The organism is Pseudomonas typographi (assembly GCF_014694385.1).
GTDB lineage: Bacteria > Pseudomonadota > Gammaproteobacteria > Pseudomonadales > Pseudomonadaceae > Aquipseudomonas > Aquipseudomonas typographi.
On the sequence record NZ_JAAOCA010000008.1, the window covers coordinates 164,528 to 180,106 of the forward strand.

The 15,579-nt window shown below is 59.9% G+C and carries 12 protein-coding genes and 1 pseudogene; 4 read left to right on the plus strand and 9 right to left on the minus strand.

The genetic code is table 11. The features are described 5' to 3' along the window. Positions 1-126: 126 nt before the first annotated feature. Positions 127-264 carry a CbtB domain-containing protein gene (locus HAQ05_RS28590; RefSeq protein WP_274601962.1) on the plus strand — a complete coding sequence of 46 codons (138 nt, stop codon included), beginning with the start codon at positions 127-129 and terminating at the stop codon, positions 262-264. Between the two features lie 134 nt (positions 265-398). On the opposite strand, the gene HAQ05_RS08570 is transcribed toward HAQ05_RS28590, so the two are convergent. The 6 genes from HAQ05_RS08570 to HAQ05_RS08595 all read right to left on the minus strand — a co-directional run bounded on the left by HAQ05_RS08570 (position 399) and on the right by HAQ05_RS08595 (position 8,246). Then, complete coding sequence (locus tag HAQ05_RS08570; RefSeq protein ID WP_190419396.1) at positions 399-1,697, minus strand: NtaA/DmoA family FMN-dependent monooxygenase; 1,299 nt, start codon at positions 1,695-1,697, stop codon at positions 399-401. A 3-nt stretch (positions 1,698-1,700) separates the two neighbouring features. Next, complete coding sequence (locus HAQ05_RS08575) at positions 1,701-2,900, minus strand: acyl-CoA dehydrogenase family protein (RefSeq protein ID WP_190419398.1); 1,200 nt, start codon at positions 2,898-2,900, stop codon at positions 1,701-1,703. Further along, positions 2,897-4,219, minus strand: a complete 1,323-nt coding sequence (locus tag HAQ05_RS08580; protein ID WP_190419399.1) for an LLM class flavin-dependent oxidoreductase — start codon at positions 4,217-4,219, stop codon at positions 2,897-2,899. The genes HAQ05_RS08575 and HAQ05_RS08580 overlap by 4 nt, the downstream gene beginning before the upstream one ends. 10 nt (positions 4,220-4,229) lie before the next feature. Next, entirely contained in the window at positions 4,230-5,198 is a 969-nt protein-coding gene (locus HAQ05_RS08585) for a PhnD/SsuA/transferrin family substrate-binding protein (protein WP_190419401.1), read from the minus strand. A gap of 36 nt (positions 5,199-5,234) precedes the next feature. Then, positions 5,235-7,601, minus strand: a complete 2,367-nt coding sequence (locus HAQ05_RS08590) for a TonB-dependent receptor plug domain-containing protein (RefSeq protein ID WP_190419403.1) — start codon at positions 7,599-7,601, stop codon at positions 5,235-5,237. 75 nt (positions 7,602-7,676) lie between these two features. Beyond that, complete coding sequence (locus HAQ05_RS08595; RefSeq protein ID WP_190419405.1) at positions 7,677-8,246, minus strand: TetR/AcrR family transcriptional regulator; 570 nt, start codon at positions 8,244-8,246, stop codon at positions 7,677-7,679. A 280-nt stretch (positions 8,247-8,526) separates the two neighbouring features. Between HAQ05_RS08595 and sseA the strand changes: the two genes are divergently transcribed. After that, positions 8,527-9,369 (plus strand): 3-mercaptopyruvate sulfurtransferase, encoded by an 843-nt coding sequence (sseA, locus tag HAQ05_RS08600; RefSeq protein ID WP_190419407.1) that lies wholly within the window; start codon positions 8,527-8,529, stop codon positions 9,367-9,369. A 440-nt stretch (positions 9,370-9,809) separates the two neighbouring features. Here the strand turns inward: sseA and HAQ05_RS29415 are convergent, their stop codons facing one another. Both HAQ05_RS29415 and HAQ05_RS29420 read right to left on the minus strand, forming a co-directional pair. Beyond that, a complete protein-coding gene (locus tag HAQ05_RS29415; protein ID WP_420825759.1) occupies positions 9,810-10,673 on the minus strand; it encodes a methyl-accepting chemotaxis protein in 864 nt (287 codons plus the stop codon). Continuing rightward, positions 10,668-11,756: pseudogene (locus tag HAQ05_RS29420) on the minus strand (nitrate- and nitrite sensing domain-containing protein); the annotation flags it as partial. The gene HAQ05_RS29415 and the pseudogene HAQ05_RS29420, both read right to left, overlap by 6 nt. A gap of 322 nt (positions 11,757-12,078) precedes the next feature. On the opposite strand from HAQ05_RS29420, the gene HAQ05_RS08610 reads away from it, so the two are divergent. Further along, complete coding sequence (locus HAQ05_RS08610) at positions 12,079-13,002, plus strand: GGDEF domain-containing protein (protein ID WP_190419411.1); 924 nt, start codon at positions 12,079-12,081, stop codon at positions 13,000-13,002. Between the two features lie 287 nt (positions 13,003-13,289). On the opposite strand, the gene HAQ05_RS08615 is transcribed toward HAQ05_RS08610, so the two are convergent. Beyond that, positions 13,290-13,565, minus strand: coding sequence for an IclR family transcriptional regulator domain-containing protein (locus HAQ05_RS08615; protein ID WP_238935100.1), 276 nt, complete (start codon positions 13,563-13,565; stop codon positions 13,290-13,292). A 525-nt stretch (positions 13,566-14,090) separates the two neighbouring features. Between HAQ05_RS08615 and HAQ05_RS08620 the strand changes: the two genes are divergently transcribed. Next, on the plus strand, positions 14,091-15,062 hold the full coding sequence (locus tag HAQ05_RS08620; protein ID WP_190419415.1) for a calcium-binding protein: 972 nt from the start codon (positions 14,091-14,093) through the stop codon (positions 15,060-15,062). The last annotated feature ends 517 nt before the right edge of the window (positions 15,063-15,579 follow it).

Sequence of the window (15,579 nt, forward strand, 5' to 3'; positions counted from 1 at the left end):
TGCCATAGCCTATTGTTGATCGACACACAATCAGAGGCCACCATGACAAACCCCACTTCACACGCCCGCGATGCGACGATATCCGACACCTTCGTTATCCCCGTGAGCGAGGTATTACCTTGGCTGATGTTGGCGGGGTTGCTATTAATGCTGGCTTTATATTTCATTGGCGCCGACCAAGGTGCGACTTCAATAGTGCCCGGCAATCAGCTACATGAGCTCTTCCATGACGGCCGCCACCTTCTCGGTTTTCCTTGCCACTGATCCCTGGGCGGCCTACTCGTTACACGGATGCGTGCAGGCTCGGGGCTCGGGATCGATCAGGGCAGCGCAACGGACTGCACGCGTGGCGGCTAACCTGGCCACAGCGGCACAAGCATGTCGCGATGTGGCCCGGTTCATGCCGGGGCATGGCGGTTTTTGACAAACGCCAAGCCCAGCCGGTCGCGCAACGTGGTGCCTTCATACTCGCGGCGGAATAAGCCCTTTTGTACCAGTATCGGTAGTACCCCGTTGGCGAACTGGCGAAACCTGACCCGCGACGAAATTTCGATGTTGAAACCGTCGGCTGCACTGTTGCGGTACCAGCGTTCCAACTGCGCGGCAACCTCTTCGTAGCTGCCGACGAAAGGGTTTTCGCGAATGCCAAAGCGCAACGCCGTATCACGCAGGCTCAAGCGCTCTGCCTGGCTGGCGCCGAGAATCTCTTGGACCATGCCCTGATAGCCATTCAAGGCCTGCTGGGCATCGACATGAAACGGCTCATCCAGCGGGTGCCTGGAGAAGTCCTGGTTGAATAGAAAGCCCAGGCGTTTCACGCCATCGTCTAGCGAAGTGTGCTGTAGAAATTCCCCATAGGCCCGGCGCGCGGTGGCGCCGTCCTCGTGGACGAAGGGGTTGATGCCAACGATGACCTTGATCTCCTCGGGTTGCCGGCCCAGGGCCGCAGCGCGGTTTTTCAGGTCGCGGTAATACTCCTGGGCCTTCGCCTCTGAATGAGGCAGCGAGAACACCGCGTCGGCATGGCGCGCCGAGAACTGCCGGCCACGGTCCGAATCACCGGCCTGGAAGATCACCGGATGCCCTTGCGGCGAGCGCACCGAGCTCAGCGGCCCGGCGACCTGAAAATACTTACCCTCATAATTCAGCGCATGTTGCTTGTCTTTGTCGAGAAACCGGCGTTGCGCCTTGTCCCTGGGAAAAGCGTCGTCTTCGTAACTGTCCCATAAACCGCGGACCACCTCGATGTACTCCTCGGCGCGGTCGTAACGCTGTTCGTGGCTGGAGGCCTGGCGGCGGCTGAAATTAGCGCCAGCTTTCTCGATAGCGGTAGTGACCAGGTTCCAGCCGGCCCGACCGTGGCTCAGCAGGTCCAGCGAGGCGAACGCCCGCGCGACGTTGAACGGTTCGCTGTAGGAAGTGGAGACCGTGCCTACCAGGCCGATATGCCGGGTGCGCATGGCCAAGGCACTGAGCAAGGTCATGGGCTCGAAGCGCGCAAGCATGAACGGGGAGCTGTCCGGGGTGATGAACAGCGCATCGGACATAAACACGAAATCCAGCCCGGCTGCCTCGGCGTCCTCGGCGCAGCCCACGAGCCAGTCGACATTGACGCTAGCGTCGGCCGGTACATCCTCTTGCAACCAGTCGGCGGGGTTGACCCCAACACCACCTAGTACCGCTCCAAATTTGATCATGGCTTACTCCTCTTGCTCTTGGCCCAATGGGGCCTCGCCCAGCCAATAGCGCCCAATGTCACGCTGGCGCAGGTAGACCGGGTCATGGACGGTGTGGGTGCGCGCATTGCGCCAGTGTCGATCCAGGTTGCGCTGGGAAAACGTGGCGCGCGCGCCGACTAACTCGAACAGCACCGAGCAGGCGCGCAGGGCCGTCTCGGCGCATTGGACCTTGGCCTCGTACACCGCGATTTCGGCCGCGCGGTGCCGCGCCGGGTCGCCGCTGAAGATGGCCGAGTCCAACAGGTCGCCGGCGCGATCCAGTAACTCCTGGGCCCCATGCAAACCGATCTGCAATCCGCCCAGGGTCTGCAGAATGTGGCCATCCACTGTCGCGAGATCGGTACCATAGCGTTCGCGCAGGCAGGCCAGGCTATCGTCGATGGCGGCCTGCAGAATGCCGCAGTCGATCGCCGCGTGGGTGATATGCGTGACAGCGTTCTGCGGGCCGTCAGCGTAGGCACGCCACGCCGGGATAATGTATCGTGGTTCCAGCGGTACCTGGTCCAGGGTCAGGGTGCCACTGGCCGTGGTGCGCTGGCCGAAGCTGTGCCAGTCATCCTCGATCAGTAGCCCTGGCGCCTGGCGGTCCACCAGGCAAACGGTAAGCCGGTCCTGCTCATCCAGGGCATAGACGGCCACCCAATGGCTGAGCAGCGCACCGGTGCTGAAAAACTTCTGCCCGCTGATCTGCGCCTGGCCATCGACCGTACTTATACGGGTCTGCATGGCCTGGCCCACCGCACCCGGTTCGGCACCCGCCGTGCCTAGGCGATAGCCGGCCAGGGCCCGCCCTAGCACGTCATGTTTCTGCTCCTGCGTGCCAACCCGCGCGACGATCGCCAATACGCTGGTGTGGCCTTGGGCCAACTGGGCAACCGAGGGGTCGGCTGCCGCCAGCAGTGTGAACACCCGAGCCACGGTTTTATAAGAGACCCCCGCGCCACCGTACGCCTGGGGCACGCTGATGGCCCACAGACCACTGGCTGAAAACGCCTCCAGCTCGGCCTCGGGATAGCGGCGTTCCTGGTCTCGCTGGGCAGCGCCAGGGGCCAGTATGGCGGCGATCTCCCGGGCACGCTGCAGCGCCTCCTGATCATCGCGGATGCGCCTGGCCAATGGCAGCGGCCCCTGCCAGCGCCGCGCCGGCTGTTGCCCGCTCACTGCGGTAACCCCAGGCGCGCGCGCAGGGTACCTGCCACCGGCTGTTCGGGGATCAGGCCACGACGGCGTAATTCAGGTGTGATCAGCTGGCGAAAATCCACCAGGCCATCAGGCAGGTAGGCCGGCATGATATTGAAGCCATCCACGGCGCCGCAACGAAACGCCGCTTCCATCTGATCGACCACCTCCTCCACGCTGCCGACCATCAGCCAGTGACCACGGTAGGCGGCCACCTCGCGCGCCACCTCAAGGATGCTGCGGTGGCCGTTATCGGACATTTTCACGATCAGTGCCTGGCGGCTTTGGCTGGCATTGGTCAAGGTCAGGTCCAGCGGAAACGGCGCATCGGGATCACGGGTGTCCAGGCTCACCCCGGGCAGCAGTAGTTGCAATTCCTCAAGGGCCGTTTGCGGACTGATCAAAGCCTGGAGTTGCTCATGCTTGCGCATCGCCTTTTCGCGGGTGATGTCAACGATTGGCACCAGCCCCGGCATGATTTTCAGCTCGCCGTTAGCGCGGCCGGCCGCCCGCAGCAAGGCGCGCAGGCGCAGGCTGTAGTCCTGCGCGTCCTCGACCCCTCGGCAAGCGGCGAACACCACCTCGGCAGTGTGCGCAGCCAGTGCCAGCCCGGTGTCCGAGCCGCCGGCCTGGAACACCACCGGTGCCCCCTGCGGCGATGGAGCAATGTTCAGCGGCCCCTGCACAGAGAAGTGCTTGCCATGATGGTCCAGCGGATGACAACGGCTGATGTCGAAAAAGCGCCCGGCCTGTTTGTCGCGAATGAAGCTGCCCGGCTCCCAGCTGCGCCAGAGCCCCTTGACCACCTGGACGAACTCCCGCGCCCGCTCGTAGCGTAAGCCATGGTCCAGATGCCGCTCGCGGCTGAAGTTGCGCGCTTCGGTATCGCTGCCGGAGGTCACCATGTTCCAGCCACTGCGGCCGCCGGAAACGATGTCCAGCGAGGCAAACTGCCGGGCAACGTTGTAGGGCTCGGTGAAGCTAGTGCTGACGGTGCCGACCAGGCCGATGTGCTCGGTCACGGCAGCCAGGTTGGCCAGCAGCGTCAAGGGCTCATAGCCAATCACCCGACCGCTGCTCTCCAGGCGCGTGGTCAGCCCGCCACCAAAGGTGAACCCCAGGGTGTCGGCGAGAAACAGCAAGTCGAAACCGGCGGCTTCGGCCTCACGCGCCATCGCGTGATAGCGCCTGACGTCGAAAGCAATGTCATCCCAGCCCTGCGGATGGCGCCAAGCGGCCAGGTGGTTGCCGTTGGCCTGGAGAAAGACCCCCAGCTTGAGCCCTGAATGGTGTTCGGACATGGCAGTGGCCTCAGGACAAGGCATCGGCAAAGCGCCGGTCAAAGGCATCCGCCAGGTTGACCGGGGTGTTGATCACCCCCACCTCACGGAACACATCGGCTTGAGCCTGAACGCTGGCGACGACCTGATCGGTAATGGCCACCGGGGTCGCCAGGGTCCGCGGGGCGCTGCGCCGGGCCACGGCTTCGGGCAGCCCCGTAAGCTTGGCGGCGGTTTCTATCCAGCGCTCCTGGTGCGCCTGAAGCCAGCGTTCCGATACGGCCAGGCGGTGCAGGAAGTCACGGATCCGGGCCACTTTGGCCGGGTCTTCCAAGGCTTGCTCGCTGGCGAAAACCAGCCCGTAATCCCCCAGCATGGGCGTACCCTCCAATGCCCGCGCACCGTTTTCCAACTCTGCTACCGAGGCATACGGCTCGTAAACCGCCCAGGCATCCACCTCGCTACGTTGCAACACGGCCAGGGCCTCGGAGGGTTGCAGGCTCGCCAGGGTGACCTGGTCATAGCGCACACCGGCGCGCCGCAGCCACTCCACGACCTGATAGTGCAGTTGAGTGCCACGGGTGACAGCGATGCGCTTGCCCTTGAGGTCACGCACATGATGCAGCGGCGAATCCTTGGGCACCAGGATGCGCCCGTTCTGTGCCCCCGGGCCGCCGATCTGCTGGGCGAAGATCGCCTTGAGGCCCAAGGTCGGGGTGTTGGCGGCGAGGAACACCAGGGCGGTGCTGCCGCCCCCGCAAACGTCCACCGCGCCGCCTGCCAAGGCGGTTAACATCAACGGCGTGGCATTGAATTCCGACCATTCGACCGCATAAGGCGCACCGGCGAGGCCATCAGCCGCCTCGATCATGGCACGCGGGCCGGGCTTGGACGCCTCAGCGAAAATCAGCTTGTCAGGCCCAGATTGGGGCCAGGCCAGGCGAGCTTGGCTCGCGACCCCAGCAACGATCGCAGCCTGGAGAAAGTTACGTCTGTTCATGTCAAGAATTCTCGGCAATTGAGCGAAATGCAGGGGTCAGAAGTTGTAGGCAATCTGGGTGTAGTAATAGCCGCCGTTGATCCCAATCCCGGAGATGCCACCGTCATATTGCTGCACGCCCTGGTAGGCGTTTTCTCGGGGAATGTGCTTGGGCCGCACATCGAAAATGTTCTCGCCGCCCACCGTGACCTTCCAAGCCGAAGACAGCTGGTAGCCAACGGCCAGGTTGGTGGCGATCAACGGCTGGTTCCTGACGCGCTTGAACACGGAGGTGGAATAGGCGTTGGCGCCGCTGTAGTAACCGAGCATCGAAGTGGTGCTGCCATAGCGGATCGCCGACAGGTCGACATTCCAGCTTTCTTTCTTCCACTTGGCGCCCAGGATCAATTTGTCGCGCGGTGTATAGCTGGTCAGGTAGGCCTTGGTCTGAGCGTTGAGCAGCGGGTTGCCGTTGAGGTCGTCACCGACACTGAGCACCTTGGTGTGGGTCAGGTTGTAGCCAAGGCTCCAGTCCACATGCCCAAACGGGCCATAGTCACTGTGGTAGCTGCCGGTCAGGTCCAGCCCGCGCGTGCGGGTATCGGCGCCGTTGGAAAAGTACTGCACTGACACCGCGCTGGGGTCGAGGCCCGCCGGCAGGGTGACGCCCTGTTGCGTCAGCGCACTGAGGGCCGTGGCGCCGGAATAAGTGCCGCCCTCGACAATGCGTTTGTCGATGGTGATCTGGTAGGCATCCAGGCTGATATCCAGATTGGGCAGCGGGTTGAACACCGCGCCGATGCTGAAGTTGGTCGACTTTTCCGGTTTGAGCGACGAGGCGCCCAAGAGTTTGCCGGCCGTGGAGTTGACGGCAACCTGGCCACTGGCACTGTCCGGGCCGACGCCGATGCTGGTGTAGTTCTCCTGCGCCAGCGAGGGGGCACGAAAGCCCGAGCTGACAGTGCTGCGCAGGGCCAGTTGGTCGTTCACCTGATAGCGCGCAGCGACCTTGCCCGTCACGGTACTGCCGACATCGCTATAGTGCTCGTAGCGCCCGGCCAGGTCGACCTTGAGCTTGGGCACTAGGTTGGCGGACAGGTCGAGGTAAGCCGCCTGCACATCGCGATGCACGTCCACCTTGTTGGCCGGCGAAATGCCCTGGTAGGCGTCGGAACCCGAGTCGTAGTAAGAGGCCGCATCGCCGGCGCCGATGCCATACCCCTCACGGCGTTGTTCCACACCGAAGGCCAGGTTCAAGGGTGATGCCAACAGCGGCACATCAAGGGCGCGGCGGATATCCACATTGTTGGTCCACTGGGTATCCCAATATTGACCCAGCTTGAAATTCTTGGGGGTGCTGCCGGTGTCGGCGTATAAGCCCAAGTTGGCGCTATTGCGTAGGTCCAGGTTGCTGCGGTCGCGGCCGTAGGTCGAACTCAGGTCCCAGTCCCAGACATCGGCCAGGGTGCCTTCAAGGCCAACCGTCACGCCATAGTCATCCTCGTCGGTGGTTTCCTTTGGTGAGAAACCGTCCGGGTAAACCTCCGGCAACCGGCTGGAAATTCGATAGTTCTGCAAACTTTTAGCCTTACGGTTGCCGTAGGTGCCAAAGGCATAGGCATCCGTGCTATCGCTGACCGGCAGCCGTGAGTTGAACGAGAGCACCTGACGCGTGGCTTCTGGGCTGCCGAAGATCTTGTTGCTGTGATCGCCGGTGCGATCATCCACCGCGCCGCGGTCAGTGCGGTCCTGATGCTGGAACTCGGCGCTCAGGTTGAGGAAGCCGCTATCGCCCAGCTTGAACCCGGAGTTGACCGAATCGTTGGTGGTAAAGCCGTCGCCGGCGAAATACGCGCCATTGGTGGAGCTTGCCGAGCCGCCGTGGTCGGCGGACTTGAGGATGATGTTGACGACCCCGGCGATAGCGTCCGAGCCATACTGGGCGGACGCTCCGTCTTTGAGGATTTCCACATGGTCGATGGCCGAGACCGGGATCGTGTTGATGTCGACACCCGTGGAGCCTTGGTTGGGCCCGGCATTGTTATTGATGGTTGCCGTGGTGTGGCGGCGCTTGCCATTGACCAGCACCAGCGTCTGGTCTGGGCCCAGGCCGCGCATCTTGATCGTGTCGACCAGGCCGGCCAGGTCACTGGTAAAACCTTGCAGCACCACCGACGGCGAGAGTTGTTCCAACGCACTGCGCAGGTTGGTCTGGCCGGTCGAGGCTAACTGCTGAGCAGTAACCACCGCCACCGGGCTCAGACTGTCGCGGGCCTTCTGGCCGGCGTCGCGCGTCCCGGTCACGATGACCGAGTCGAGCACGTTGGCCGATGCTCCGTCGGCGGTGAGCTGTTGAGCCATGGCGAAAGTGGGTTCCAGCGCGGCGGCCAGCCCCACTGCCCAATACACGTTCTTCGTTGGCATTTAGTTGGAAACCCCTGAGTATGGATTTTTGCGAATGCTTACTGCTGGATGCTGCTACCAACGAAGCCGTGGCCCTCACATCGGGTCGGCCGCGATCTTGAAACAGTTTTCAATCGAGGCTTTTGCGGCCTCTATGCAGCGATTGCTCTTGTGGATGGCGATGGTCGAAAGCGCGCCCTCGTAACACAGCGCAATCTGTTCGGCGAGGCGCTGCGCCCCCGGCGTGTCGGCACCGATAACCGAGCGAAACAGCTCGCTGACCGCCTGCTTGTGGCTGATGGCGATGTTTCTGATCGGCTCATCCCCGGCGTTCTCGGCGACCGCCAGCATGAAAGCGCAACCGCGAAAGGGTGAATCCACCCCCGTGTTGTGCTGCAACACATCGAACATCGCCATCACCACGCTTTTTGCCGACTCCCCGGCCGTGGCGTGGATGGTGTCGCCCATGAAGCCAAGCACGCGATCGCTGCGCCGCTGCAGGTAGGCAAGGATCAACGCATGTTTGGAATTGAAATGGGCATAGAGCGTGGCCTTGGCGATGTCCGCCTCGGCAATAATCCGGTCGATCCCGACCGCGCGGGTGCCCTGCGCGTAAAACAGTTCTTCGGCGACATCCAGAATATGTTCGCGCAGCGATGCTTTCATGTTTACCCTACTAGACAGACCTGTCTGACTAGAAGTAAATCATTGGTCATAAATAGCTGTCAATTTTTTCAACACACTTTTTAATTCCAAAAATGCATATATAACCGTTGCCGGGCTATAGAGGATCTGACGGGGTGCGGTGCCTTGCCAAACGTTCTAGGTAGTTACTTTTTTGTTATTAATCAGGCCCCCATCGCTCTGTTAGGGTGGGCGCCGGCGAAGGTGAGTGGATGGCCACTCGCTAACAAACTGTCGCCTCGCGGCGTAAGGAGCATGACCCATGACATTCGGCCCCCTCGTCGATAGCCAATGGCTGGCCGGTGAAATCGGCAAACCCGACCTGCAGATTCTCGATGCCAGTGCCTACCTGCCCACCGAACCCCACGACGCCAAGCAGCTATTCCGTGAAGCGCACCTACCCGGCGCACGTTTTTTCGATATCGAGGTGTTTTCCGACCCGGACACCTCCTTGCCACACATGGTCCCTTCCCAGGGGCGCTTTGCCCGGCTGGCCGGTGAGCTAGGCTTGCGCAACGATGCGCGTATCGTGGTCTACGATCAAAAGGGCCTGTTTTCCGCGGCTCGGGCCTGGTGGCTGCTGAAGTTGTTCGGCCATGATCGTGTCGCGGTGCTCGATGGAGGCTTGCCCAAGTGGCGGGACGAAGGTCGCGCCCTGCAGAGCGGCGCCGTGACCGCCGACGCAACACAGTTCGACGTGGCCTTTCGGTCGGCGCTGCTGCGTGGGCGCGGCGATGTACAACGCAACCTCGACAGCCGCGCCGAGCTGGTGCTGGATGCCCGCCCCGGTGCGCGTTTTCGCGCCGAGGCAGCGGAAATCCGCCCGGGTGTCGAGGCCGGGCATATTCCCCACAGCGTCAACCTGCCCTACAACGAGCTCCTCAACCCCGACCAGACGTTCAAGAGCGCCGAGCAACTGCGCCAGCGCATCGCCGCGCTTGGCGTCGATGGATCGCAATCGGTGGTCACCACCTGTGGCAGCGGGTTGACGGCGGCCATCATCAGCCTCGCCCTGGCGGTGGCGGGGTTGCCCATAGGGGCGTTGTACGACGGTTCCTGGACCGAATGGGGCAGCCAAGCCGAGCTGCCGAAAGCGCGAGGCTGACAGGCGGGCCGCCCGCCACCTGGGCTGTCGTGCATGAGAGCCCCCTGGCCCAGTAACAGCTCGGTGGGTTTCCCTGCTTACCCCAGGTGGCTTCATCGGCGTGGACCGAGCCTCCGGCCAGGGCGGTTCATGTAGTGCATCAACTGAAGCCTGGAGGTGGATATCGGTTTGCGCCACCCGCGGTTTCCCGATCAGTCAGGCCATTATCATTGAGGCTGACGGGCAAGCGCGTGATCGCCAGCGGACCCGGGTGTTTCACCGAATAGTGGGCCCCGGTCGCATCGCCGTTAACACCAGCATTCACCCAAGACCATTCCATCGCAGCACTGTAGCGCTGTAATGTAAGGTACATGTGAGCATTAGCAACAAGGGCAAGCCGCCGCTGCATCTGCTCTCGCCGCGGGTGCGCCGGAATCGCCAGCCCGCGATAGTGCGCGAGATCAAATCCTGAATCGGCCAACCAATGCCCGTTGATGCTCCGCCAGGCGTGCCAACTCTCGGCTGGTCGCCGCTGTCTGCTCGGCGCCCGCGCTGACTTGCACTACCAGGTCGTTAATATCGCTGACGTTTCGGCTGATCTCTTCTGCTACTACGCTTTGCTCCTCGGCCGCGGAGGCAACTTGGATATTGCGATCGCTGATTCGGGTTATACCATTGGCGATTTCAACCATTAGGTCGCCTGCACGAACCACATTACTGGCACCCGCTTGTACCCTGCCCAGTGTCTCTTTCATTGAGCCGGACGCTTTATCGGCGCCGGCCTGCAATTTAGTAATCATGCTCTGAATGTTGCCGGTCGACTCTTGTGTACGTCGGGCAAGCGTGCGCACTTCATCCGCTACCACTGCGAAGCCCCGACCTGCCTCGCCAGCACGCGCGGCTTCAATGGCCGCATTAAGCGCGAGCAGGTTGGTCTGGTCGGCGATACCCCGTATCACGTCCAACACCGACGAGATGGTATCGCTGTTCGTTTTCAACTCCGCCACTGTATGCGAGGTTTGCTCAGCCTGAACCGAAAGCCCCTCGACCAAGCCAATAGTGACTTCAATTTCCGCTTTGCCGAGGGCCGCACTGCTATTGACACGCTGGGACAACTCGGCCGCTTCGGTAGTGCTGCGTGCGACATCTTTGACCGTAGCGCTCATTTCATTGATCGCCGTTGCGACCTGCTCGGTACCTTGTCGTTGCTGGGCCACATTTTGGTTAGTCTGCAGGGCAATCGCTGAGGATTGCTCCGCGGCCGAAGCGATCTGAACCGTGGAGTTAGCGATTTCCTGGATCAGCACCTGGATTTCTTGCGCCATACCATTGACGTTTCGGGAAATCGCGGCGAACTCGTCGCGGCCCTGGTAAGACGATCGAGCTGTCAGGTTCCTGGTCGCAAGCGCAACCAATGCCCTGTTCACCTCACCTACGCCCTGCTTGATATTTTGACTGATGGCATAGGCCAGCGCCGCTAGCGCCAGCAGCACTATCAAGACGGCCCCGGCAGCCAACCATACCGCTCTGCCGGCCTCTGCCCGTGCTTGGCCGGCCAAGCCGCCCGCCGCCTGCGCCAGCTCTGCTTCCATGCCGCTCATGAGATCAATTCGTTGCGTCGAGACGTTGAACCAATCTTCGGGTTTAACACCGAGAGGTTCACCAACCGGTGTTTCCAATAATAATTGTTGAAATTTCGTTACATCATTCGATACCGGTTGCCGCGTCAACGCTTGTATACGTTGCTGAAAAGCCTCAGGGGCGGTATCCATAAAGGTGTCGAAATAGGCAGAAAACTCTCCCAGATTCTTGCTTATACGCGTGAGGAGGCTAGCGTCCACACGGTTTTGAGTGAAACCTAAAGCCAATAGGAAGCGCTCTCTGCCGGCGCGCTCTTTCATTTCTACAAATACATTCAGGGTTGCCAACGCACGAAGGATCTCAGCGTTATCAACGCTAGCCTCAAGGCTGTAGGTATAACGGATTAGCCCTTCGATAATCGAGGTGTACTGGGCACCTGATTCGGTGGCGCCCAACGCTAGGGCATCGACTTTATTTCTGAGTTCGGGCAGTACTTCCAAACTTTCCATAACAGCAGCCATTGGCGCGTCATTTACCGACAACGTATTCAAGTGCTGATCGCTTTGCTGGCGGAAAATCTCTAGCTTGTCCTTCATGGATTTGCCAGCACTGCCCAGCACCACACCGCTTGCTCCGCGTTCACGCTGTAGGGCGGATATCAGCTCGCAAACTCTTTGGGTCGTAGCACCTGCCGCCACCGTGCGGTTCATCGCAAGCAGTATGTGATATCTGTTCGCAACATAGAAGCTGGAAAATGTCAAAAATCCTATTAAAGGAAGTATCAGCATTAACAGGAGCTTTAGCCTGATAGGGGCATTCCTCAGCATATCGATTCCTCATTGGCCCTGGTGGCGACACACATTCGATTTCCCCTCATTGGCTTGTGCCTGGGAGCACGAAAGCTAAGCAGGGCTAAATGAAGCGGTACGATCGGAAAACCGTCTTCTTCATTTGCCAGGCGAAACATTCCCAAATAATATTTTGTAGTGCTGCAAACTCTATCGACCGCCCACACGGAATCTTTAGACGGCGTGCTGGGCGATAGCCAAGGGGGCAGGCAGCCAAGCGGCCGAATGTCGGATAAGGCTTGGAGATGGCCATTTAGTGGCGTAGCATTTTGCCATTGATATCTTCGACAGGCGGCGCTTCATGGACGGTTTGCGTGCGTTAGCTCCTTCAACGTCTTACGCCGGTGAGCTTGAGACGCTTCAGCTCATGCTGGATGCCAGCATCGATTGCATTAAGCTACTTAGCACTGACGGCCGTATTCTGAAAATAAATCTGGCTGGCAGAAAGGCGTTAGGGCTGATCGCGGAACCGAACAGAATCAACCTGCCATGGCTAAAACTCTTACCTCAGGAGGTTAGAAGGAACGGCCAGCGCGCATTACGGCTCGCCACCACGGGTAAGCGCTCAAGTTTTATCGGTAAAAGCGAGCTTGCGGGCCAGCCCTCTATCATTTGGGAAAACATACTGACTCCGCTATTCTCGAATGACGGGAGCGTTATGGGCATATTGTGCCTGTCACGAGATGTTTCCAGGCAAGCCAAAGCTGAAGAAAAACTTAGAGAAGCCTCTTTAACTGACCTGCTGACAAGCCTCCCCAACCGGCGCGCTTTCAAATTATATGCCGATAGCTTCCGCAAGCGATATTTAAAAAACAATCTCAAAACCGCGTTATTGATATTCGACGTTGACAACTTCAAGTCTATCAATGACTTATACGGCCACGATGCCGGTGATGAGGTATTGCGGCAGATTGCCAGGCGGCTGGATGCCGGTAAATCGGGTGATGAATACATGGCCCGGTTGGGCGGCGATGAATTTGTTTTGCTAGCCGGCGTGAAGGACGCCTGTGAGTTGACGCACGTTGCAACACGGATGCTAAAAGACACAAGTTCGCCCATCGACTGCGCGGGCGTGAAAGTTAAGGTCGGAATTAGTATTGGGGGCGCCATTCTGTCCGCTGATCAGGACCTGTCACAGCTCATGAAAAACAGCGACTCCGCAATGTACGCGGCGAAGCAGAAAGGCAAGTCCAATTATCACATCCATGGCAGCGTGCTTCCATAACGCTTGACAGCCGCAAACAGCCTATATGGCGCCGACGTTTATATCATCCTTGTCGGTGTGCTTCACCAGCCCGCGAGTGTCACCACCTTCCCGAGGTTCGCAAAACGATACGTGTCCTCGGAGAACATCTGGTTTTTATGCACCGGATAACCTCGATCGTTCAAGAGGCAGCGAGCCAGAGGACAACGATCAAACGGGAAATATCACATAGCGCCGGCCGCGGCCCCACGCGCTGGCTCAACCGCTGCGCAAACAACCTCACCGGTTCGATGATCTCCTCGCGACTCTCACTGAACCGGCTCGACACCGCGGCGATATCCAATGCCGCGATCACAGGCCCCCGCTGCGTCGAACACCGGCGCCGACACCCCTGAGCCACCGGCGTCCGATTCCGGGTCGCAGATCGCATACCCACACGCCCGAGCCCTGGCAATTTCTGCCTGGATGGCGCCGAGGTCCGTCAGGGTGAACCGGGTGTACTGCTTGATCGGCTCTTTCGCCACGTAATGCGCTACTGGTTGTTCATCGGCTGGGCCAGCAGCATCCGCCCCATGGCCGAGCAGTAGGACGGCAGGATGTTGGCCAACGGCGAGTCGTGGTGCTCACCACTTCGGTTCGGCGCTTGAGGAGGACACGCCAGGAGAGCTTGTACTTCACCTGCATTACAAAACTTCTTTTCCCTTTGATCGCCTTATGAACTGCGTAAGTTGATCCGGATAGTTAAGCTTCATATTGCTGACCGTCGAAAGGGGCACCTAGCTGCGATTGAGCGCGAGGTTGGGTAGCCTGTGCGAGTTCTCGAAGGAGATGCAGAATGAAAGCTCCGCGCTCGAACGCAGGGCCGAGGTAATAAAGATACAGTTGTCCTACCCCTCGACCTAGGAAACCCCAGCCGTCAAACGCTGGGCCGCGGCCGTAGGCGCAGGGCGAATCGCCAGGCCGCAATGCCCGTTTGTCGGCTGCAGAGCACCGCGATTGAATGGCTCGGCCTGTGAGCGGTCTAATTCGCGCGCTTGAAAAAAAATCAACAATGCCGAAGTCGAGTTGCGCGCTGGGCGTACCTTGGGCCTAACCCATTGGAGCGAAACATGAGCCTATCCCGTCTAGCATCAACCGATGCCAACGCCACGCCTGTCGGCACGTCTGGCCCGGATACCCTGCGCGGCACGAACAGCAGCGAGAGCATTCATGGCAAGGGTGGCGATGACTACCTGTACGGCAACGGGGGCAACGACCGCCTCTATGGCGATGGCGGCAATGATGTCATTCACGGCGGCCTGGGCCGTGACACGTCCGAAGGCGGCGCAGGAGCCGATACCTTCGTATTCAATAACATCACCGAGAGCTATCAGGGTGGCGGCCATAGCCATTCCGACCTGATCTTGGATTTCTCCAGTAATGATCGCATCGACGTTTCTGCGCTGGGGTTTACCGGGTTGGGCAATGGTCATGACCATACGTTGAGGGTCGAGGTCAACGACGCGGGCACCCGTACCTATCTCAAGTCCTATGCGGTTGATGAAGGCGGCGATCGTTTTCAGCTCGCCTTTGAAGGGGATGTGAGCCAATACCTCACTCAAGAGCGGGTCATTGGCAACGGTGGTGACGATGTCATCAACAGTGGTCTGGGCGCTAATGCGCTCAGGGGTGGCGCGGGTGCAGACACCTTCGTCTTCGACAACATCCTCGACAGCTATCAACAGGAGGGCATTAGTGCATCCGACCTGATCCTGGATTTTTCTGAGGATGACCGTATTGACGTATCTGCGCTGGGGTTTACCGGGTTGGGCGATGGCCAGGACCATTCGCTGAGGGTCGAGGTCAACGACGCGGGTACCCGTACCTACCTCAAGTCCTATGAGTCCGATGAAAGTGGTAGGCGCTTTCAGGTGACGTTCGATGGGGATGTCAGCCAATACCTCGTTGAAAACAACCTCATCTTCGCCAGCACGAACCCAACGACGTCGGGTAGTCAGGCCACGGTGTCTTCGACAGCGCACGAGGCGGTGGCAGTCGAGCCATTGGGTGTGCCGCCGCACGACCCCTCCGGCACTGCGTGATTCATAGGCATCGGCTCACACAGGGCACGACATAGCCTAATGAGCACTGGTGGCAACAGGCGAAAGTGTGATTCTGTATTAATATACAGTTACTCATTGGAGCCTGTTGGTGTGTAGGAGTTTCCCGCCCAGGTGCGCCCAAGGCCAGTTTACGAGGTGGCCAAGCAGGCCGCCGAGGACGCGGTGCGCACATTCAACCAACGCTGGCGGCATAACGCGAATTCTCGAGACACAACATCTAGTGTTGTAAGGGAAAACAAGGGCGAGCCAGTGGCTTACCGCATGCTGGCAAGCACTCTCGCAGCCCAACTCTTAAGCTGAGCCTTGTCGTCACCTGCGCCCTGCTGATTGGACAGAACAGAGATGGCTATCTGTACCAAATCTCAACGAACCTCTTTTTCCTTCATCTGCTTTTGAATATTTCACCCTAATATGGCGACCAGTACCGGAACCGCCAACAGCGAGATGAATTGGACCATGGTTTGTGCTCTGTCCAATGTCCCTTTCACAATGATTT